The sequence below is a fragment of the Paenibacillus sp. PvP094 genome, from assembly GCF_040546835.1.
Lineage (GTDB): Bacteria > Bacillota > Bacilli > Paenibacillales > Paenibacillaceae > Paenibacillus > Paenibacillus illinoisensis.
Window position 1 is genome coordinate 813,307 of record NZ_JBEPOM010000001.1, and the last position, 21,761, is coordinate 835,067.

19 protein-coding genes are annotated in these 21,761 nt (G+C 49.1%); 12 read left to right on the top strand and 7 right to left on the bottom strand.

What is annotated here, in order from left to right; genetic code table 11:
* Positions 1–172: 172 nt before the first annotated feature.
* Positions 173–1,906 carry a proline--tRNA ligase gene (locus ABIC22_RS03960; RefSeq protein WP_354478458.1) on the bottom strand — a complete coding sequence of 578 codons (1,734 nt, stop codon included), beginning with the start codon at positions 1,904–1,906 and terminating at the stop codon, positions 173–175.
* A 533-nt stretch (positions 1,907–2,439) separates the two neighbouring features.
* Between ABIC22_RS03960 and ABIC22_RS03965 the strand changes: the two genes are divergently transcribed.
* On the top strand, positions 2,440–3,111 hold the full coding sequence (locus tag ABIC22_RS03965) for a 3'-5' exonuclease (RefSeq protein WP_354478461.1): 672 nt from the start codon (positions 2,440–2,442) through the stop codon (positions 3,109–3,111).
* Between the two features lie 54 nt (positions 3,112–3,165).
* Here the strand turns inward: ABIC22_RS03965 and ABIC22_RS03970 are convergent, their stop codons facing one another.
* The 3 genes from ABIC22_RS03970 to ABIC22_RS03980 form a co-directional block, all read right to left on the bottom strand.
* Positions 3,166–4,128: a helix-turn-helix transcriptional regulator gene (locus ABIC22_RS03970; protein WP_354478464.1), complete on the bottom strand. Its 963-nt coding sequence runs from the start codon at positions 4,126–4,128 to the stop codon at positions 3,166–3,168.
* A gap of 156 nt (positions 4,129–4,284) precedes the next feature.
* The gene (locus ABIC22_RS03975; RefSeq protein WP_127538072.1) at positions 4,285–4,989 is read right to left on the bottom strand and encodes a hypothetical protein; all 705 of its coding nucleotides are present in this window, start codon (positions 4,987–4,989) and stop codon (positions 4,285–4,287) included.
* A 207-nt stretch (positions 4,990–5,196) separates the two neighbouring features.
* Positions 5,197–5,364: a hypothetical protein gene (locus tag ABIC22_RS03980; protein ID WP_164764233.1), complete on the bottom strand. Its 168-nt coding sequence runs from the start codon at positions 5,362–5,364 to the stop codon at positions 5,197–5,199.
* A 306-nt stretch (positions 5,365–5,670) separates the two neighbouring features.
* Between ABIC22_RS03980 and ABIC22_RS03985 the strand changes: the two genes are divergently transcribed.
* The 7 genes from ABIC22_RS03985 (at position 5,671) to ABIC22_RS04015 (ending at position 11,334) form a co-directional block, all read left to right on the top strand.
* A complete protein-coding gene (locus tag ABIC22_RS03985) occupies positions 5,671–6,126 on the top strand; it encodes a hypothetical protein (protein WP_354478468.1) in 456 nt (151 codons plus the stop codon).
* Positions 6,127–6,144: 18 nt separating this feature from the next.
* Entirely contained in the window at positions 6,145–6,849 is a 705-nt protein-coding gene (locus ABIC22_RS03990) for an AIM24 family protein (RefSeq protein ID WP_127538070.1), read from the top strand.
* A gap of 344 nt (positions 6,850–7,193) precedes the next feature.
* Positions 7,194–7,874: a 7-cyano-7-deazaguanine synthase QueC gene (gene queC / locus ABIC22_RS03995; RefSeq protein WP_354485838.1), complete on the top strand. Its 681-nt coding sequence runs from the start codon at positions 7,194–7,196 to the stop codon at positions 7,872–7,874.
* Positions 7,871–8,362, top strand: a complete 492-nt coding sequence (queD, locus tag ABIC22_RS04000; RefSeq protein ID WP_110821465.1) for a 6-carboxytetrahydropterin synthase QueD — start codon at positions 7,871–7,873, stop codon at positions 8,360–8,362. Before queC ends, queD begins: the two co-directional genes overlap by 4 nt.
* A complete protein-coding gene (gene queE, locus ABIC22_RS04005) occupies positions 8,355–9,134 on the top strand; it encodes a 7-carboxy-7-deazaguanine synthase QueE (protein ID WP_354478473.1) in 780 nt (259 codons plus the stop codon). Before queD ends, queE begins: the two co-directional genes overlap by 8 nt.
* Positions 9,135–9,298: 164 nt before the next feature.
* On the top strand, positions 9,299–9,772 hold the full coding sequence (gene queF, locus ABIC22_RS04010) for a preQ(1) synthase (protein WP_095289120.1): 474 nt from the start codon (positions 9,299–9,301) through the stop codon (positions 9,770–9,772).
* A gap of 287 nt (positions 9,773–10,059) precedes the next feature.
* Complete coding sequence (locus ABIC22_RS04015) at positions 10,060–11,334, top strand: MFS transporter (protein ID WP_354478476.1); 1,275 nt, start codon at positions 10,060–10,062, stop codon at positions 11,332–11,334.
* A gap of 109 nt (positions 11,335–11,443) precedes the next feature.
* Here the strand turns inward: ABIC22_RS04015 and ABIC22_RS04020 are convergent, their stop codons facing one another.
* Positions 11,444–12,289: an EcsC family protein gene (locus tag ABIC22_RS04020; protein ID WP_354478479.1), complete on the bottom strand. Its 846-nt coding sequence runs from the start codon at positions 12,287–12,289 to the stop codon at positions 11,444–11,446.
* Between the two features lie 72 nt (positions 12,290–12,361).
* A complete protein-coding gene (locus ABIC22_RS04025; RefSeq protein ID WP_354478481.1) occupies positions 12,362–13,231 on the bottom strand; it encodes an AraC family transcriptional regulator in 870 nt (289 codons plus the stop codon).
* A 245-nt stretch (positions 13,232–13,476) separates the two neighbouring features.
* Here ABIC22_RS04025 and ABIC22_RS04030 point away from each other — a divergent pair, with 245 nt between their 5' ends.
* Both ABIC22_RS04030 and ABIC22_RS04035 read left to right on the top strand, forming a co-directional pair.
* Complete coding sequence (locus ABIC22_RS04030) at positions 13,477–15,159, top strand: ABC transporter substrate-binding protein (protein WP_354478483.1); 1,683 nt, start codon at positions 13,477–13,479, stop codon at positions 15,157–15,159.
* A 12-nt stretch (positions 15,160–15,171) separates the two neighbouring features.
* Positions 15,172–16,701 carry a glycoside hydrolase family 43 protein gene (locus ABIC22_RS04035; protein ID WP_354485840.1) on the top strand — a complete coding sequence of 510 codons (1,530 nt, stop codon included), beginning with the start codon at positions 15,172–15,174 and terminating at the stop codon, positions 16,699–16,701.
* 135 nt (positions 16,702–16,836) lie between these two features.
* On the opposite strand, the gene ABIC22_RS04040 is transcribed toward ABIC22_RS04035, so the two are convergent.
* Positions 16,837–17,760, bottom strand: a complete 924-nt coding sequence (locus tag ABIC22_RS04040; RefSeq protein WP_127538063.1) for an S-layer homology domain-containing protein — start codon at positions 17,758–17,760, stop codon at positions 16,837–16,839.
* 355 nt (positions 17,761–18,115) lie between these two features.
* Between ABIC22_RS04040 and ABIC22_RS04045 the strand changes: the two genes are divergently transcribed.
* A complete protein-coding gene (locus ABIC22_RS04045) occupies positions 18,116–19,864 on the top strand; it encodes an ABC transporter ATP-binding protein (RefSeq protein ID WP_354478486.1) in 1,749 nt (582 codons plus the stop codon).
* A gap of 106 nt (positions 19,865–19,970) precedes the next feature.
* Positions 19,971–21,716, top strand: coding sequence for an ABC transporter ATP-binding protein (locus ABIC22_RS04050; protein WP_354485842.1), 1,746 nt, complete (start codon positions 19,971–19,973; stop codon positions 21,714–21,716).
* Positions 21,717–21,761: the final 45 nt, after the last annotated feature.

Genomic DNA, 21,761 nt, shown 5'->3' on the forward strand with positions numbered 1-21,761 from the left:
TCATGCATATGATTCTGTTAATTCATATGTCTATAGGCCTTGTTTTGATGCTTTATTTCAAAATACCCCACAAAAATGGAATATCTCATAATATGTGGACCTATAAAATATGTCCCTTTATGACACGAATTAACAGCGTACTGACATTCGTACAAATAAGATTATCTACGGACTAGAGCACTTCCTTGGCATGAGTCAATGCCTCTTCCACACTCATGCTAATCCGCTTGGTTTCCACTTTACCGGCAAGAGTGTGGGACCCTAATTCGACATTCCTTTCTGCAGCGCCCCGGCCAACCACAATCTGTACAGGCAGACCAATGAGTTCCGCATCCTTAAACTTCACCCCGGGACGTTCATCCCGATCATCTGTCAGCACCGTGTATCCTGCATCCCCTAACTGCTGTTCAAGTTCCAGGACAAGCTGACGCTGCTGCTCATCTTTCCAGTTTATGGGGATCAGGTGAATCTGATATGGCGCAACAGCTGCCGGCCACCTTATTCCGTCCTCTCCTGCATATTGCTCGGCAATGGCAGCCATCAGACGGGACACTCCAATACCGTAACATCCCATCACCGGGGCACACTGGCGACCATTCCGGTCCAAAAATGAAGCGTTCATGGCATCACTATATTTGGTGCCCAGTTTGAAAATGTGACCTACTTCAATGCCTTTGGTGAATACAAGCTTGGCTCCACATGTAGGGCAGTTATCCCCGTCAGCCGCGAAGCGAATTTGTCGGACTTTGTTCAAGGCAAAATCCACCCCCGGACGAACACCCGACAAATGCATATCAACTTCATTGGCTCCGGTAATAGCACTTCCCATCGCAACCACATCCGCGTCCACGATAAGTGGCAGATCCAGACCTACAGGTCCCAGAAAACCAATCTTCAAATCCGAACGTCCTGCGAGCGCTTCTTCGTCAGCCAGAATGAGTTCCTCGGCACCCAATACATGCTTGAGCGCAATATCATTCACTTCATGGTCCCCGCGAACAAGTGCAGCAATCAGTTGACCATCCGCTTGATAGAGCAGTGTTTTGATGATTTGCTCGGGTCCCTCACCGACGTAGGAACTGAGCTCGGAAATGGTACGAATAGCGGGCGTATGGATTCGGATTAGCGATTGGTCCACGGCATTGGACCGAGATTCAGCTGTATGCTGGGTTACAGCTCCATTTGTCTGGTATCCGGCCTTCTCGAGATTCGCAGCATACCCACACTGCTTACAGGATACAATCGTATCCTCTCCCACATCAGCCAGTGCCATGAATTCGTGTGTTTCTCCCTGACCGCCGATTGTACCTGCATCTGCTTCTACACGAATATATTCCAGACCGCAGCGCTCCAAAATGCGTGAATATGCCTTATTCATCGCCTGATACGTGTGATCCAGCTCTTCCCAGTCGGAAGCAAAAGAGTACGCATCCTTCATAATAAACTCGCGGCCACGCAGCAAGCCGAATCTTGGACGCCGTTCATCCCGGAACTTGGTTCCAATCTGATATAACGTGAAGGGCAATTTTCTGTAGGAATTCACCTCATCACGCGCAAGAGCAGTCACCACTTCCTCATGGGTTGGTCCGAGAGCGAACTCCCGATCGTGGCGATCCTGCAAACGCATTAGCTCAGGGCCGTATTGGCTGTATCTTCCCGATTCCTCCCACAGCTCTGCCGGCTGCATAATAGGCAGCAGTACTTCCTGACAACCGGCACGATCCATCTCTTCACGAACGATCCGCTCGACATTGAGCAGTATACGCCGCCCCAGCGGCAAATAACTGTATATCCCTGCTGCCAGCTGGCGAATCATACCTGAACGAAGCAGCCAGCGATGTCCAGCTGCATCCGCTTCTGCCGGCGCTTCACGTAATGTTGGAACAAGCATTTCACTTTGACGCATCCATTCCACACTCCTCATCTTCCTGATCATTTTTGCAAAATGAGTGGATAAACCGCAAAAAGACACATCCGTCAAGGGACGAATGTGTCGTGGTACCACCCTTATTTAACTGCATGGTTACGTTCACTAACACGTCTCGGGTTCCCCCGGGCATGCTGAACAAACGTCCCGTTTCCCTAATAGGCAATACGGAATCATACAGTCCTCTCAGGCGTAACGGGCCCAGTCCGGCGGAGGTTGCAGCCTGCTGGCATTCTCTTCCGCAGCTCGCGAGGTGGGAATTACGAAGCAGCAGCAGAAACCTCTCACCAATCGGTTCCCTCTCTGATTGAAGCTGGCTGGCGCAATTATGTCCTCACTAATCGCTGTTATCATTTTTGATCACATTAGTGCATTTGCAAGCAATTGTCAACTACTGTGTTACATGCAGATAACGGGCAGGAAGAATTCCGCGGGTGATGCTGACATCCCGCTGGCTTCCCTGTAATATAGAGAGATAGAGAACATGTATTATTGATAAAGGAGCTTGTCCTATGCCATATATTATCTATGATCTTGAATTTACGGTTAGCCGTAACGCTCGTTACTCTTCTGAAATTATCGATATCGGTGCGGTAAAAGTTACGGAAGGACCTGACGGATTATATGTATCCGACACGTTTCATACTTATGTTCGTCCCTCGAATAGGTCGGTGCTGTCCACAGACACCATTCAATTTACCGGAATTACGCAAAAAGATATTGATGCTGCTCCTCTTTTTCCTGAAGCACTCCAAAACTTTATCGCCTGGATGGGAAGCGAAGTTTATTACATGTGTTCCTGGGGACCCGATGACCGCAGCAAGCTGATCTCCCATTGTCGCACACACCAGCTTGATGTTGCCTGGATCACGAATCATAATGACTTGCAGCAGCAGTGGTCGCGAACCGTTCGCAAGGAAGGCAAATTCCGTCAGCTCGGACTAGCTCAGGCACTCGAACTATGCGGAATTGAGTTCGATGGCACCCAGCACCGTGCACTCGATGACGCCATCAATACCGCCAAAGTATTTATGCATCAATTCGACCGCTTCAATCTGGAAACCAACTGTGCCGCGGATGATGAAGGCGTTGCTTCCAAAGTTGTGTATTCCAGCAGCACAGAAGACGATGTGAAAGATTCACCCTTCGGTAATCTCGCTCATCTGTTCAAAACCAATGAATAAGCTGTGTTATCTTTCCTCTTAATCATACAAAAGAACGCCTGTCCACGCTGGGCATTAGCTATACAACTGCTGCCAGCGTCTCAGGCGTTCTTTCATTACGCTTCGGTATCCCTCGGGTTCAAGAATCTCTGCCTCTGGCCCATATTGACTAAGCCATCTCAAAAATTCCTGATCTTCAGCCAAAATGGTCTCCAGCAGTAATGTGCCTTCTGGTTCCATCGTGAGAATGGGACGCACCAAAAATTTTTGCTGCATCACATGTTCAACTGCATCGCGGGAGAAACGGATCTTGAACGCAATCCATTCTTGTCCTTGGCCGGCTCCCGACTTGCGGAAATGGGATTGCAAAAGAAAATCGTCTTTGCGGAATGTACGAGGCAGAATCCGTACTTTTTGCAGATTCTCTACTTCAAAAATCCTTAGCGTCTCCAAAAGATGACAGTATGCCAACAAATCAAAACGGTACTCACGTGGGATCAAGCAATACGGATCGAGCCGTACCACTTTCTTCATGTTTTGAGTGAGATATTCTGCCTCAATTGTGTTTTGTGACATGCCAGCTTGAAGTAAAGTCACCAGTGAACTGCTTTTCCATTCATCGCCGTCATTCTGCCAAGCAGGCAGCCCTGTTTTAAATAAACCGCCAATCTGCTCTGACCACTCTACCCGCTCCGTTTTGTTCTTCTGATTCGATGCAACCACTTTCTCATAGGCGCTCTCGAAGGCAGGCTTCAGATAAGGACGAATATCATCCATAACCTCAGCCAAATGAGCAAAAGCGTGAGCCTCCTCATCAGACCAGTTGAGCGGATACATGGCAAAGTTGCTGATAAACATGTAACCTCTCCCGTGTCCCATATTGGCGATCGGAATATGCATTGCGCTGAGGGCCTCCATGTCGCGATATATCGTCCTTTCCGTTGTCTCGCATCGCTCGGCCAGCTCCCGGGCCAGAATTCCCGGTTTCGCCTGCACGAGAGTTATAATGCGCATTAATCGGATCAGTCGGTCTGTCATTTTGCCGGACCCTCCACTAAGTTGTCAAAAAATTCGATACAACTCCATCCAATTGTTAATCATGATATATAGTACATTCGACTCACTCTTTATTTTCACCTTTAAATTCTATGTAGAAACATTCATTTTCATATCATTCTCAATAGTCCTTTGTTCCTACTCACATAACATGGTTTTTCCGTGGCTGTTGTACGCTCCACCATATGTGATTCCGTAGTGGTAACGCAGTTTCTCCACAATCTCGGCTTCTTGGTAATAATCCAGATCCTGCTTTCGTGCTGCCTCAATCAACAAGGCATCTGCATGCCTGCGAAGCAGATTGCTTCCCTCTTGTGCACGACCTCTTTCATAGGCCCGCAATGCTTGTTTAATCAACGGCACGGTCTCGCTTAATTTAATCGTCTTCTCCACCTTCGGGTCCTCCGGCTGCCTTAACATCCCCAGGTGGCTTGTATATTGAATATACAATTGCTCACGGCGCAGCAATACTCTCTGACTCTGCTTCACTTTGCGTGTGCTCCAGTAGGCAGAGCATATGGCTGCTTTTCCAGACACACGAGGGCCCATGGCAAATTCGAGGAGAATTTGTTTACTCTCCCCTTTGTATACATCGCCGAGCCGCAGAATCCAGCCGATATCGGTCTCCTTGGATCGGCAACCATAAATCCCTTTGAGTTCAATTCCAAATTCCGGTTTGAGCAAAAGTTCCATGTCTCTTGACACAATTTTAGGTGCTACTTTCCTAAGTCTTTTGGCAGGGGCCCCGTAACGCCATTCCACCATCATATATACGGGGTCGGCCCCCCCTGTCGGTATGGCCTCTCTGTTCCACGAATAACATACTTCAAAGACTGAGTTCACTGGTAGTCTCTCCCCCGATTTATGTGTATTATCTTATAAGTTATCAGGGTGAATGGACACTATATTGTCACGGAACATATGTTCGCATAATATTTTTACATTAAAATGTTTTTACATCCCTAAATCCGCCTAAATCCGACATAAAACGACGAAAAAGCCTGGCATTATGCCAAGCTTCCCCGCTTCATATTTATGACAAGTCCCAACTTACACGGTAGGCTGATTCATTCCCATTTCTGTTATGGATGCTACCCATTCCGGTTCTCTCACAGGCGCGTAAGTCACACTATCAATGATTAGTTTACGCCCGATTGGCTCTCCGTTTACGGTAATCATAATCGTTTTGGTTGGTGTCGTTTGCTCTGTTGTGTACATATATTTCTTCTCCTTTATTCACGATCTTATTCTAAAAATCGGATATATTATTATTTTTTATTATTTTCGTCATTGTGAATGGAAGCACCCGGAACCGGGGTAATGATATTATGTTTAAACTGTCCGCGCGCTGCCTTGAACGTATATTACCCTGGTGCACGCTGAATTAAACAAATGATTCCTCCTGAAAATTTGCAATACACTGAACCCAACACATCCCTTTTGGCGTATAATGTAAGAACCGTATTTCAACAAATGACGACGAATTCGGCAGACGAAAAACCTCACCGAAAGAAGGTGCCAATGATGCCACAACCCATGAAGGGTCATTTCATTCGGGTGTTATTCACCACATGCATTTTATTTACCGTTACGCTGTCATCTACAGTAAATGCAGCTAGTGCCAATATATTCTCTGACATATACAGCGGGTGGGAACGCGTTTCCGAGCTCCCCGGTGAAGTGAACGCCCTGCAGGAGAGCTACCAGCAGACGCTGAACCAACTGAATGAAACCTCTGCTCAACTGGGACAAGCCCAGGCCAATGTTGAAGCATTCAAGGCCCAGAATGAGCAGTTAATAGAACAGAACCAGAAGCTGACCGATATGGTCACGAAACTGCAGGAAGATCAAGATGCCAAAAATGCCACGACCAAACGAATTCAAACGATGATTATCACCGTCATTGTCCTCATATTAGGCTATTTTGTTCTGATTCGCGTGATGCGCTGGGGAATGCGTCGTCGTTCTGGCCGAGCCTAAAAGAACAGGAGCAAGCACATGCACATACACCTGAACACTGCCGAGGCCGGCGGAGCTGGACAAGTGGTAACCTTCTCGCTGGTCCAGAATGACCGGCTTCATATTTTACACCCGCAGCAGATCGTGGCCTTTCGCGGATCGAGCGGCAGTCGCAATGACAAGTTCATGAACATCTCAGGCATGGTCCGCAAAAAAAAGCTGATCAAATCCGAAATCACTGGCCCCTGCCAATTTGTGGCTGCACTCCCTCCCGGATTTACCATGAAGGAAGTGGAGCTCACAGAGGAGAGTGATTTGCTGTACGACTTTCGGCATCTCTTCTTTTACTCAGACGGAGTGAGCATGCATACCAAGATCCAGAAAATTAAGAACATGCTGATCACGCAGGATGCTGTCAAAATGAAATTCTCAGGTAAAGGCAAGATTGGACTGTTAACCCAAGGCCAGGTCTGCCAGCAGGAATTACATCCTACTGCCCCGCTTTACGTAGATGCAGGCAGCATCATAGCCTATCCCGAGAATGCCAAGCTGGAACTCACCGTGTATGGAAATAATCTCGCCAGTCAGCATATGAACTACCACTGGAAAATGACGGGACAGGGCTCGGTACTCTTCCAGGCAGGACGGGAGAATAGCAGACTCGAACGGGACCTGAATGATGAAGGACTATTCAAACGCATCCTTAAGGAAGTCATCCCTTTCGGCAATGTAATCATTAAATGAACCGCCCGGTGATCTCCGCATTTATTACACATGCGGGGTAGTCACCGGGCGGTTTCGTGTTATAATGGTTCAGACAATTGAAGAAGAAAATCCATGCCTCCTGGCATGGGAGAGGTTCGCGAACTCCCTCTATAAGACTTGACCTTTACAGGTCATTACAAGTCTTGCGTACACCGTGTATGACGTACGTAAAAAACTAAGGACACTTTTACCGTGCTGTTTTTTAGCAGCGTAAGAAAGGTGTGTTTTTTGATGGATGCCAGTTCATGAACTTCTCTGTTCTTCCGACACTCTGTGCCTAGGTGCATGGATTGATCTTAAGAAGATGGAGAGGTTTTTTTATGTTGAACGAAGAAAAAGCGGTCGTCGTATTTAGCGGCGGTCAGGATAGTACCACATGTTTGTTCTGGGCCAAACAGCAATTTGCTGAAGTTGAGGTGGTGACCTTCGATTATGGACAGCGTCATAAGCTGGAGATCGAATGCGCCGCTGCGATTGCACACGATCTGAATGTACAGCAAACCGTGCTGGACATGAGTCTGCTTAACCAGCTCGCACCTAATGCATTGACCCGTACAGATGTGGAAATTACGCATGAAGAAGGCGAGCTGCCCAGCACATTTGTAGATGGCCGCAACCTGCTTTTCCTCAGTTTTGCCGCCATTCTGGCGAAGCAAAAAGGAGCGCGTCATCTGGTCACTGGCGTATGTGAGACAGATTTCAGCGGATATCCGGATTGCCGAGATTCATTTGTTAAATCCATGAATGTGACGCTTAACCTGTCGATGGACTACCCATTTGTCATTCATACTCCGCTGATGTGGCTGGATAAGGCCCAAACGTGGAAGATGGCTGATGACCTTGGTGCCTTCGATTATGTACGCGAGCGGACACTGACCTGCTATAACGGGGTTATTGGAGATGGATGCGGTGAATGCCCTGCATGCAAATTGCGCAAAGCAGGATTGGATCGCTACGTGGAGCAGCGCTCTGCTGGGGCATCTGTAGGAGCAGATGTACGATGAGAGAGCCAGGAACATTCCGCATAGTTGAGCATTTGCAGCGGATTGGGGAGGATATTCTTCCTTCACAGCTGCGTTATCACCGCAAACGTGTGCTGGTCAGCAAAGAGTTCACCTTCGATGCTGCGCACCACCTGCATTGTTATGAAGGCAAGTGCAAGAACTTGCACGGCCATACGTATAGAGTCGTTTTTGGCATCAGCGGTTATCCGGGCGAGACCGGATTGACGGTTGATTTTGGACACATCAAGGATATATGGAAGACAAAAATTGAAGGATATCTGGATCATCAGTATCTGAATGAGACGCTTCCTCTCATGAATACCACGGCTGAAAATATGGTCGTCTGGCTGTTCGAACAAATGGAACACGCGCTTCAGACTGAACCATATGCAGGGCTTACCGAAGGAGGCCGAACCGAATTTGTGCGCCTCTACGAGACACCAACCAGCTACGCCGAGGCTAGACGGGAGTGGATGATCGATGAGTAGTGTGCAAGAAAACGTGAGTGCTGCTTCTTCCATACAAAACAAAGAAGCGCGCATACCGGTCATGGAGATTTTCGGTCCGACCGTTCAAGGCGAAGGCATGGTGATCGGACAGAAAACCATGTTTGTTCGCACCGCTGGCTGCGATTATCGCTGCTCCTGGTGCGATTCTGCATTTACCTGGGACGGCAGTGGCAAGGACCAGATCCAGATGATTACACCAGAGGACGTATGGGCTGAATTGCGCCGTGTAGGCGGTTCGCGATTCTCCCATGTTACCATCTCCGGGGGGAACCCTGCCCTGCTGGCTTCGCTGGGCGGGTTGGTTTCTTTGCTCCGGGAGAACGGCATCCGCACTGCGGTGGAGACGCAGGGCTCCCGCTGGCAGCCTTGGCTGGCTGACATTGACGAAGTCACCGTGTCTCCCAAGCCGCCTAGCTCGGGCATGGACACCAACTGGGACGTGCTGGATGATCTCATTAACCGATTGTCCACAGGCCCTGCAGGACGCAGCCACAGCCTGAAAATTGTCATTTTCGATGAAGTAGACTTGGATTATGCCCGCCGCGTGCATGAACGGTATCCGGCTACCGATTTGTTTTTGCAGACTGGAAATCCGGACGTCACTTCTGCCGAGACGAAAGATCTGGCTTCGTCGCTGCTCGCCCGTTATGAGTGGCTGATTGATCAGGTCAGTGCATCAGATGACCTGAACGATGTCCGCGTGCTTCCTCAGCTGCACACCTTGGTGTGGGGAAACAAACGCGGCGTTTGATCGGCTCCATGGACAGCTTGGGTGGAATGGGCGGCATGATGTAATTTTTTTGGAAACAACAAGGGACTTCAAATTTGGAACTTGGAATCCCTATCATATACCGGAGCGCTTCGCGCTTGAACGGAACAAGGAGAGTTAACCCATTGACAAGACAACCTGATGAAATGAAAGATGTGACGCTGCTGGGTAACCAGGGCGTAAAATATACGTTCGAGTATGATCCCGGCATTTTGGAAAGCTTTGATAACAAGCATCCCTACCGCGATTATTTTGTAAAATTCAACTGCCCGGAATTCACGAGCCTGTGCCCAATCACGGGTCAGCCTGATTTTGCCACCATTTATATCAGTTATATTCCCGATGTGAAAATGGTAGAGAGCAAATCGCTTAAACTGTATCTGTTCAGCTTCCGCAACCATGGGGATTTCCACGAGGATTGTGTGAATATTATCATGAACGACCTGATCAAGCTGATGGATCCTCGTTATATTGAGGTTTGGGGCAAATTTACGCCGCGCGGTGGCATTTCCATTGATCCGTATACCAATTACGGCAAGCCAGGAACCAAGTATGAGCAGATGGCTGAACACCGCATGATGAATCATGACATGTATCCGGAAACGATTGATAACCGTTAATTCTCCGGCACTTCTGTTCCGCTGTGCAGTATATCGAAAATAATAGAACACTTAAAAGCCGAACTCTTCACTCCGAAGAAATTCGGCTTTTATTTATGTAATCCCTCAATCGCTCAAAGGTTCGATTGAACCTATCAAGAGCGGTTAATATATTTTATGGAATGTCATTATTTTACCTGTTCCCCTTGTCGCTTCCAACAATCTATCCTATTATGTAACAATATGCTTAGGCACACTACATTATCAGGCGCTGATCCTTCGTGACCGCGACCAAAGGAGAAAAGTACATGTCCATGCAAACTTCATTATCCAAGGACGCTGCCATGCGTTCGAAAAACCAACCCGGATTGGATGCCCAGAGCACCGTTTACCGGATCTTGATTGCCATCAGTCTCGTTCACTTGTTTAACGATTCGATCCAGTCTGTCATACCGGCTATTTTTCCAATCCTGAAAGACTCCATGCATCTTACATACACACAGATCGGATGGATATCCTTCGCTATCAACTTTACCGCATCCATTATGCAGCCTGTTGTAGGCTGGTTTGCAGATAAGAAGCCGACGCCTTCGATATTGCCGATCGGCATGGGATTCACGTTCACCGGCATGCTTCTGCTGGCGTTTGCCGACAGTTATATGGCTGTCCTGATTTCCGTTATCTTTGTCGGGCTTGGTTCGGCCGCTTTTCACCCGGAAGGTTCCCGGGTATCCCATATGGCCGCAGGGCCTCGTCGGGGTCTCGCTCAATCCATCTTCCAGGTGGGTGGCAACGCCGGACAGTCTCTTGCTCCGCTCTTGACGAGATGGATCTTCATCCCGTTTGGCTTGTTCGGTGCCATCGGTTTCACCGGCATTGCAGCCATGGGGATTGCCGTACAGATCTATATTGCCCGCTGGTACGGGCGCATGCTGCAATCCGGAGGTTATCTTCGCAAACAGGCGGCTGCCCGTCGTGCTCCAAATCCCGCACTTGGCAAAAAGATAGCTGCTGCCATCACGATTCTGATTATGCTCGTCTTTGTTCGTTCATGGTATGTCGCTTCCATCGGCAGCTTCTATGCGTTTAATCTGAAGGAATTGTTCAGTCTCTCCACAGAGGACGCTCAAATCTACATCTTCCTGTTCCTGGCCGCTGGCGCACTTGGCACGTTCTTCGGAGGTCCACTGGCAGATCGCTTCGGCAAACGCAACATGATATTCCTGTCGATGGCTGGAGCTGCTCCACTGGCGCTGCTGCTGCCCTATGCCAATCTGTTCTGGACCGGGGTACTGCTGACCATTATCGGATTCATCATGCTATCCAGCTTCTCGGTGACTGTCGTTTATGCCCAAATGCTCATTCCGGGCAAAATCGGAACCGTCTCCGGATTAATCACCGGGCTCGCATTCGGTATGGGAGGACTCGGTGCACTTGTTCTGGGAAACTGGATCGACGTGTTCGGTGTATCTCCAGTCATGCAGATGTGCAGCTTCCTTCCGCTGATCGGCATATTCACCTTCCTGCTGCCTTCGGATAAGGTACTGAAACGCTGGGCAGATGAAAACGGCAGTGAGGAATAAAAAGGATACTGATACTACACTTCTATAAACCTCATAAACGTCAAAAAGGGTTCCCGCTCCAATCTGGTATACAGATTGGCGGGAGCCCTTTTATTTATTAAATGGTTTATTAGTTCAAGCGCTGAAGAATCAGCCTTTTTTTGTATAACATTTTACCTGCTTCGGCAACATCGCTAATCGTATTTTTGTTGCTTACCGAACCAAACACCATGCCGGCAATCGGGATAAGCTGGAACAGCTTTTTCCAGCCGAAGGATTCACTATAGGAATTGAAAACCTCACGCCAGCCCTGCATTTGTGAAACGACCTGTACTTGCTTGTCCGGATTGTCATACTCGGCCAGTTCATCGATAATTGCCTTCTTGCCTACAATGTCGGCAGAGGAGAATTGCAGGCACTTCACAATGAATATCCGTTCCTGGGGATCGTCGGGATCATATCCGTAACATAACGCCATCTCTTGCAGTACCTTCAGGGAAAGCCCCATCACCATCGGGATATCCGCTGCGATCGTTACGATACCGCCAATTCCTGTTGCGGCACCCTGTGCTGCGGCAAATTTGGTTCTGCTCTCCGTAATGTTGTCGGCAACGCGGTCCAACACTTCAAGCGGCAGATTTTCTACACTATGAATTTTTGCTGTCCCTTCTGCTTGGGCATCCTCTTCCAGACGATAGGTGTGGTCCTTCATGGAGTAACCCGATCTCTCCGCTTCTTCTTGAAGCAGCTTGGCTACCTTCTTTTTCTGAACGAGAAATTTGCCGCCGTTCTGTACATACTGCCCAACTTCGTTCAGGGCATCACCAATTTTTTGTTTGATTGCTTTTGGCATGACTTTATCCAGCATCGCAAATGGCAAACGCCCGATTTTATCCCAGATGAATAAATCCTTCTGTTCCTTTTCCCACTTTAGAATCTGCTCAAGCTCGTGATCCAATTTTTCACGTGAATCCATATGTGATCCTCCTGTATGTTCGATTAATTCTTTCAGCTATGGATTGTATACGTTGAAAAAGGATTCTGGTTACTAATCGATGTGATTTTGCCTGTATACCTTAGGGGAGACTCCATAGGCCTTTCGGAACTGACGTGTGAAGTAGTTGCTATCGTTAAACCCGCATTCATAGGAGATCTGGGTTATGGTCAGGCTGCTGTGTTTCAACAAGCTGCATGCTCTCTCCAGGCGGAGCGTCAACATATAAGCAATTGGCGTCATCTGATAATAGGAGCGAAAGATCCGATTCAGGTGCCTTACCGAGATATTGGATTTACCTGCAATCTCCTCCAGTGTCAGCGGCTCCAGGTAATGATCTTCCATATAGGATATGGCATTCGCCAAGTGCATCAGATGGTTGCCCTCCATCCCCTTTTCCTGCGTATCATAGTGCCGCGACAGGTAGACGACCAGCTCCGTGAATCGCGAGAGCAGCATCGTCTGATAGCCCTGCAGCTGGCCATGATACTCCTCAATCATGATCGCAATCAGTGATTCCACATACTCCAGACTGGGAATGGGCAGCGCCAGCTTGCCAGGATAGGAGTGAATATTACGATAGTATGGCTCCAAGACAAACAGCGCCTGAAACCCGTTCGATTTCTTCAGATCCGGTCCAATGGATGCAAGCATCTCCGGTCTGAACATAATATTGCAGATTTTAAAGTCATGAGGGTCCCTGTAAGCATGAGGTGTGGAGCCGTTAATGACAAAGGCATTGCCCTTTTTGATAAAATACTCCTCTGTATGTACAACATGCGTGGCATTACCGTTCAGCACAATCACGAGCTCCGAAAAATCAACGTGCTGATGCAGCTCGGTATCCTCCTCATGCCCACCGTACTGAATATAAAATGGAAACTGCAAGTCAGATGTAAACCAGTTCAGATACGCGCTGCTCAATCGTTTCTCCTCCACAATTCCAGTTGGATTGATGTCTATATCATGCTACTCCAGGACCGAAAAATCAAGGTTTCCACCTTACTACCCCGATATAATTCATCATGTAGAGACGCCAGTGGAAGACGAATTAAGGAGGTGTATACGATCAGAAACACATGATCATGATTCTGCTCTATGGGCAGTCTGATTTTTTTAAGACCAGATTTGTAAACGCATTCAAAAATACAATATCTCAGGGGGTTAGCATGGTTAAATCGATAAGAAACATTCCCAAATGGTCAGTCGCGCTCACACTCTCATTAAGCTTGCTTGCAGGATGCAGCAGTGAAGGTGCAACAAATGGCAGCTCCAGCGGTGATGAAACCGCTCCGGTAACCTTCACTTTCTTCGGTGCAGATGCCAATCCGAATTGGAGCAACATGCAGGATGATGTCGGAAAGGAAATTACCAAACAAACAGGTGTAACCCTGAATGCGGAGTTCGCCATGTCGAATCCTTCCCAGCGTTTGGCACTCATCGCAGCAAGCGGGGATTACCCGGATCTGATCAGTCCAAAAGGGGATCTGGACAAATTGATTGATGCCGGGGCCATGCTTGATCTAACCGATCTGATTGAAGAGCATGCGCCCAACCTCAAAAAACTGTTCGGGGATGAAATGAAGCGGCTTCGCTACAGCAATGATGATCCCTCCATCTATGTCATTCCAACATACTCTGCGATTGATGGGGTCAACTTCGTCGCAGGCGGCGGCTTCCAGCTGCAGCATCGAGCCGTGAAGGAAGCTGGATATCCTGAGATCAAAACGTTACAGGATTACGAGAATGTCATCCGCAATTATCTGGAGAAACATCCTACCGATGAAAATGGCAATCCAAACATCGGCATGACGCTGAATGCGGACGACTGGCACATTCAGATTACCGTAACGAACCCGGCTGCCGAAACGACCGGCAAATCAGGTGACGGTGAATACTACATCGATCCGGAAACCTATGAGGCTTCTTATCATTTCCGCACCGAAGGTGAAAAGGAATATTTCCAGTGGCTGAACCACATGTACAATACCGGTTTGCTGGATAAGGAGTCCTTTGTGCAAAAGAATGACCAGTATCTGTCCAAAGTCGCATCTGGCCGGGTTATCGGCCTGACCGATGTGGACTGGGGCTATGCTGATGGCGAAAAGGCATTGAAAGCTGCCGGGAAAAATGACCAGACTTACGGACACTATTCCGTCATGTTGTCGGATCAATACAAGGATAATCGTTATCAATCAACAGGCTTTATGGCTGGCTGGGGTGTTGGCATCACCGTAGACTGCGAAGACCCGGTCCGGGCGATCAAGTTCCTGGACTACCTTGCTTCAGATGAAGCCCAGGTACTGAACAATTGGGGGATTGAAGGCAAGCATTATGAAGTCAAGGATGGCACCCGTGTTGTCCCCGCTGAAGTACAGGAACGTATCGTGAATGATAACATTGCGTTCAGCAGGGAATCAGGTATCGGATTTTACACGAACCTGGGAGCTCATTATGGAGATGGTGTCAAAGACTCTACCGGCAATTATTACACCAAGAACTTCCCGGAACAGATTGTGGAAAATTATACGGATGCCGATAAGGAAACACTCAAGGCCTATGGTGCCACAACATGGATGGATTTGTTCCCGAATGAAAAGGAATTTCCGGCCAAACCTTGGGGTGCCGTATGGAACATCTCCGTGCCGAGCGAGGACGAGATCAACATCATCTCAAGTAAGGTCAAGGACATCACATGGAAGCAGATCCCGCAGGCCATTATGGCCAAACCGGAGGAATTCGAGGCCATCTGGAATGAGTATCAGCAGATGCTGATTGATGCCGGCGTTGAGAAAATGGAACAGGGATTTACCAAGTACGTACAGGACCGCGTTAAACTTTGGAATGAATAGGAGTAATACATGATGAAATACAGCAATCCCGTCATACCCGGCTTTTATCCTGATCCGAGTATCTGCCGGGTAGATGAAGATTATTACCTGGTGACCAGTACCTTCGAATACGCTCCAGGAGTGCCCATATTCCACAGCCGAGATCTGGTCCACTGGCGGCAGATTGGCCATGTGCTAACCTCTGACCAACAGATTGTACTTGCAAATGCATGGGTTTCCGGGGGAATCTATGCGCCAACCCTTCGGCATCATGACGGCTGGTTCTATATGATCACGACCAATGTAAGTGCAGGTGGCAACCTGTATGTACGCAGCCGTCAGCCTGAAGGCCCTTGGTCGGAACCTGTTTATGTTGATCAGAAAGGCATTGATCCCTCCCTTTTGTTCGACGAAGATGACCGGATATACTTCCAATCTGCCTGTAACGGTTCAGAAGGTGAAGGCATCTATCAGTGCGAGATTGATATCGAGACAGGAGAACGATTAACCGACAGCCGATTCATCTGGAAAGGAACAGGAGGAGCCGCACCTGAGGCACCCCATCTGTACAAAGTAAATGGCATGTATTATCTGATGATTGCTGAAGGTGGCACGGAATATGGTCATATGGTTACCATTGCCCGCAGCAACGATCCCTATGGACCATATGAAGCATGTCCCGCCAATCCGATCCTGTCCAATCGAAGCATGAAGACCAGCATCCATGCTACAGGGCATGCAGACCTTATCCAGATTCAGGATGGGAGCTGGTGGGCGGTCTGCCTCGGCATTCGTCCTGCTGCCTATCCGCTGCGACATCATCTGGGACGTGAGACGTTCCTTGCCCCAGTCACATGGACGGAAGATGGATGGCCAATCATCGGCAATAACGGACATATCGAGCCTGTCATGACTGGACCGCAGCTGCCGGAAACGCCGTGGCCATCGCCAGCAGTTCGAGACCATTTTGACCTGCCCACACTGGGGCCGGGCTGGGTGTTCCTGCGAAATCCGGCTCCCGGCAGCTGGTCACTAACTTCGAATCGGGGTCACTTGACCTTATGCGGTAACTCCCTCTCCCTTCATGATCAGGGGAATCCCGCATTTGTTGGGCGGCGCTTGAGTCATTTCCAATGCAGCATTGCTGCAGGTCTGGACTACGAGCCGCTACAGGAAGAAGAAGAGGCCGGATTAACGGTCTTCATGAATGGAAAATATCATTATGATCTGGCGATTAAGCAGATTCATGGACAGAAGAAAGTTATTTTCCGCCGAACCGTAGGTTCATTACAAACTGAACAGATTCACGACTGTGGAACAGGCCCCGTCAGATTAAAAATTCAGACAGATCGTAATCAATTCACGTTTTTCCTGCAGCACGGCTTGGGGGAGGACATCCTGATTGGATCTGGCGAAACCCATCTGCTCTCCACCGAAGTGGCAGGCGGCTTCACCGGCATCATCATCGCCATGTACGCCCATGCTCCATCCGGAGCGGGTACGCCAGCTCAGTTCGATTGGTTCGACTATGAACCGCAAGAGGAAACCAGGACTAATCATTGATATAAGCCATGCAAACATACCAAAAAACCCACCGTCCATGTTGATCTGGCCGCGGTGGGTTTTAAGCATATTCCAGCGATGAAGTTCTTTCTTACATCATCAATCTAACAAGGTTCATTCCCAATACAATTGGTCTTACTTGCCGGAAGGCTGTGCTTCAGCGGTATACCCGGCTGGAATATCCGTCTCTGCCGTAACTTCCGTGATAACCATCGGATACATCATGTCCGGATCCGGCTGAACGATGGAATACAGCACGATCGCACGTCCATCCTTCTCCAGTTTGACATCATCAATCTTTAAGCCGTAACCAGGATGAGGCATTTCAGCCGTGAGTTTCACCTTGGTTGTTTTGTCATCGACCTTGGTTGAACTCACTTCAGGTACGATGGCTTGCTGGCCTTCCCCCGGAGTCTCTGGAGCTGGCTCAGCTGAGCCGCCATTGCCATGCTTATCCACAAATTCAAGTGCATTGAAGATCATGCTTGCAGCCTCCATACGGGTAAGCGACTGATCTGGACGGAAGTTACCGTCCTTATCCAGTTCAATGATGTTCATGTTCAGCAGGTTCTGGACTGCAGATATGGCGTCCTTACCAATTTTATTTTCGTCCTTAACAAAATTATACTTCATAACGACCGGATAATTCCCGGTTGTGTTAATGCCTTCATGAAGCAAAATAACAAATTGCTCGCGTGTCATCTTGCCTTGTGGATTCAATTCTACCGGGATCGACAGACCATTCTGGGTTGCAGCCTGTACAGCATCTGCATACCAGGTATCCGGACTAATTTTGTTTTGCGCGGATGCCGCAGCATATTCATTCTTCAATCCAAATGCCTTTACAATCAATTGAACACCCTGCGGCTCGGACAACGCAGCATCCGGACGGAACAGATCCGCCGTTACTCCGCTGACAATCCCTTTGGATTTCAGGGAATCCACAATGGTTTTTTGTCCTTCATCCTGCACGTCTGAAAAGGCGAGTACAGACGCACCTCCTGCCGTCAGAGAAACGCAAAGCGCAAGTGTTGCAGCCAATCCTTTTTTATGTTTCATTTCCTGGCACCTCCTAAGATTAGTAAACCCTATTTTTGACTTCTTCAATCCTACAGACGGGACACCTTCAGAAAATGTTTCAGAGAATTCGACATTAGGGTAATCCTGTGCAAAAAACTACATATACATGTCTGCATGGCCTGCGAATTTTCACTTTCATGCCCTTCTTCCCGGCTTCGTTGACAATGATACGAATTAGCGCAAAAATAAGAAAAGAAGAAATCATTCGTTAACGGATAAATAGCAAACTGGATCGCATAAAGTAAGAGGGCACGACGCGCTAATTATAGGTGTCGGCCCTTTTCTTGCCTCCGTACCTTACCTAACTTCACCCGAACAAAGGAGAACCCGAGATATGTCCAAGACAGGATTGCTTCGAAGCTATGTCGTCTCCAACTGGCCCGTGTATCTGACTGCCGTTGTGCTGATCATTGCCTCCAATGTCGGTCAGGCCTCTTTGCCCCGTATTCTGGGCAGTTTCACGGACCAGCTCATGCAGAATACACTTCAAATGAATACGGTCATCCGTTACAGCCTGTGGCTTCTGGCCATCGCCATCGCCTACAACCTTCTCTTCGGAACAGGACAGTTCATGATTATGCGGCTTGGGCGCCGCTTCGAATTCATGACACGCGAACGTATTTTCGGCAAGTTTTCCGAATTGAGCGAGCACTACTTTTCCAAGCAGGGAAACGGAAAACTGCTCAGCTATGTCATGAATGACGTTACCTCCGTGCGCGAAGCCATTTCCAACGGGGTGACGATGATGACAAATGCTACATTTCTGCTGATCTCCTGTATCGTCATGATGCTGCTTAGCGGCATTCCAATGAGCCTTATTCTGATCAGTATCCTTCCCTTGCTGGCCATCCCCTTTCTGGTTGTGTTCTTTGGCCCCCGCATCCGCAAGCGTTCTCGTGATGTGCAGGATGCCCTTGCGAACATGACCGAATCTGCGGAAGAGCAGCTCGGCGGAATTCGTGTGACGAAGACGTTCGCCATTGAAGACGGTGCCCGTGCACAATTCGGCGCAACTGTTGATGCCATTAAGGAAAAACAATTGCGACTTGTGCGCCTCTCTTCCCTGTTTCAAGCGCTGCTGCCACTGCTTGGGGCCATCTCGCTCGTTGTTTCCCTGCTTGTCGGCGGTATTCTGACGATGCAAAATTCCATTACACTCGGAAGCTTTGTTGCGTTGACGCTATATTTGCGGATCATTATGGGACCGCTTCAGCAGATTGGCAATGTGATCAATACCATGCAGCGATCGGGAGCGTCCCTTGAACGGGTTAACGATCTGCTGACAGAAAAACCGGATGTCCGGGAAGTCTCCGGGGCCAAAACCCTGAATGCCGTGAATGACATCATCATTGAAGACTTGTCCTTCTCCTACCCGGGGAGCTCAGCTTCTGCTCTTAAGCACATCAGTCTGAAGATTGCCGCAGGACAGACCGTGGGCATTGTGGGCAAGACCGGCTCTGGCAAAAGCACCCTGGTCAAACTGCTGCTTCGTACATATGAACCGCCTGAAGGCACGATTCGTATGAATGGCACAGACATTCGGCAGCTGTCGCTGGAAAGTCTTCGTTCCCGCATTGCTTATGTCCCGCAGGATGGTTTCCTGTTCAGCACCACCATTCGTGACAATATCGCATTCAGTGACCGGGAGGTACCGCTGGACACCGTGGAACGCAGTGCAAGGCAGGCGATGATCTACGACAACATTATTCGCTTCCCGGATCAATTCGACACCCTGCTCGGTGAACGTGGGCTAACGTTATCCGGCGGTCAGCGTCAGCGAACCAGCCTGGCTCGGGGGTTGATCAAAAAGGCTCAGATCCTCATTCTCGACGACAGTATGAGTGCCGTTGATGCAGTAACGGAAAGTGGCATTCTGCGCAGCCTGAAGGAAATTGGCAAAGGAAAAACTACCCTGATTATCTCCCATCGCATCAGCGCCGTCCGTCATGCGGATGAAATTATTGTGCTGGATGAGGGACACATCGCTGAACAAGGCACGCACTCGCAATTGATGGCCGCAGAGGGCCTGTATGCTGCGACCTACCGTTTGCAGGAGGAGGGATTGCATCATGAAGGATCATAAGACTGGCGCCCATACCGAAGCGAACCCCGTACCCCATACCTCATCCGGGAACCATACGGGTTCGGGCACAGAGAAAGAACTCAGCAAGCGTTCATCGTTTAAAGCGATGATGAGCTACGCCAAACCTCATCGATTTGCTTTTTTGGGCATCTTTTTATGCTCGTTGCTCGGGATCTCCGCCGATCTGCTCCAACCGTATCTGGTCAAAATCGCCATTGATGATCATCTGGCGATCGGCCAGACCAGCGTGGGATTTCTTGTAAAACTGGCTGCCGTCTATCTGGCACTGGCTGTAATCAGCTTTATTTTTACCTATATACAAAACAACCTGCTGCAGCATGTCGGTCAGAACATCGTCTCCCGCATTCGCAAAGATCTCTTTCGGCACATCTCCAAAATGTCCATGTCCTTCTTCGACCGCTTCCATATCGGAAGTCTGGTCACGAATGTGTCCAGCGATACGGAGACAATCAGCAGTTTCTTCACCCAGGTACTGCTCAGTCTGATTCGGGATGGCATGATGCTGGTGCTTATTATCTTCTTCATGTTCCAGCTTGATCCGGTGCTCGCAGGTTACTCGCTGATTGTACTGCCCGTTATCGCCATTGTGGCCATCCTGTTTCGCAGCAAGCTGCGCCAGGCCTATCAAAATGCCCGTACCCGTCTCTCCCGCCTGATTGCTTTTACGGCGGAGAACCTGTCCGGCATGTTTCTGATTCAGGCCTTTCACCAGGAGGAGGAACAGAAGAAACGCTTCACAGAGCAAAACAAGTTACACTTGAAGGCCAACATTACCCAGGCCCGTTCCAATGTTATCTTCAACCGGACGTTTGACATTCTGGGCAATGCCGCCCTGGTGATGATGGTATGGCTTGGCGGACGCGCCGTGCTGGGTGAATCGCTGCAGGTCGGGGTGCTGTATGCGTTTATCAGCTACATCCGCCAGTTCTTCCAGCCGATCAACCAGATTACGATGCAATGGAATACGTTCCAGTCCACTACCGTGTCCATGGATCGGATCTGGAACATTCTGAATACCAAACCCGAGGTCGCAGATCCAAAAGCAGAGACCGCTTCCTCACTAGAGCCCCGGGACGTGATGGGACAAATTGATTTTAACGATGTGTCATTCGGCTACCGGGCAGACCGCCCACTCATTCAGCATCTGAATCTGCACCTCTATCCAGGAGAAATGGTTGGCATTGTGGGTACAACGGGAGCTGGCAAGAGCACGCTGATCTCCCTGCTCAATCGGTTCTACGATGTCAATCAGGGCAGCATTGAAATCGACGGCACGGATATTAGGCAGCTGCCTCAGGCCAAGCTGCACCGTATTGTGGGGCTTATTCAGCAGGAACCTTTTCTGTTCTCAGGCTCCATTATTGACAATGTCCGCATGTTTCGGGAGGATATTACGAGAGAACAGGCAATCGAAGCCTGCCGTTTTGTCGGGGCACACGCCATGATCTCACGACTGCCGCAAGGATACGATACCCGCCTCTCGGAACGAGGTAGCGGTCTGTCTGCCGGGGAACGTCAGTTAATCTCTTTTGCCCGCATTGTGGTATTCCAGCCCCGTATACTCATTCTCGATGAGGCAACCGCCAATCTGGATTCCCATACCGAGCAGCTGGTGCAGCAGGCACTGGAAACGGTATCTCAGGGTCGAACCACGATTGTCATTGCACATCGCCTGTCTACCGTCATGCACGCAGACCGGATTCTGGTCATGGAACATGGCGAAATTGTCGAGGAAGGCTCACATCAGCATCTGATCGAAGCCGAAGGCATCTACGCCGATCTGTACGCCCATGCACGGGAGACCGGTGGTGACACGGCAATTCCGGGGTAATGAATGCCAATAAGTGCCGCCTGCGCTGCAGTGCGGCATGATTTG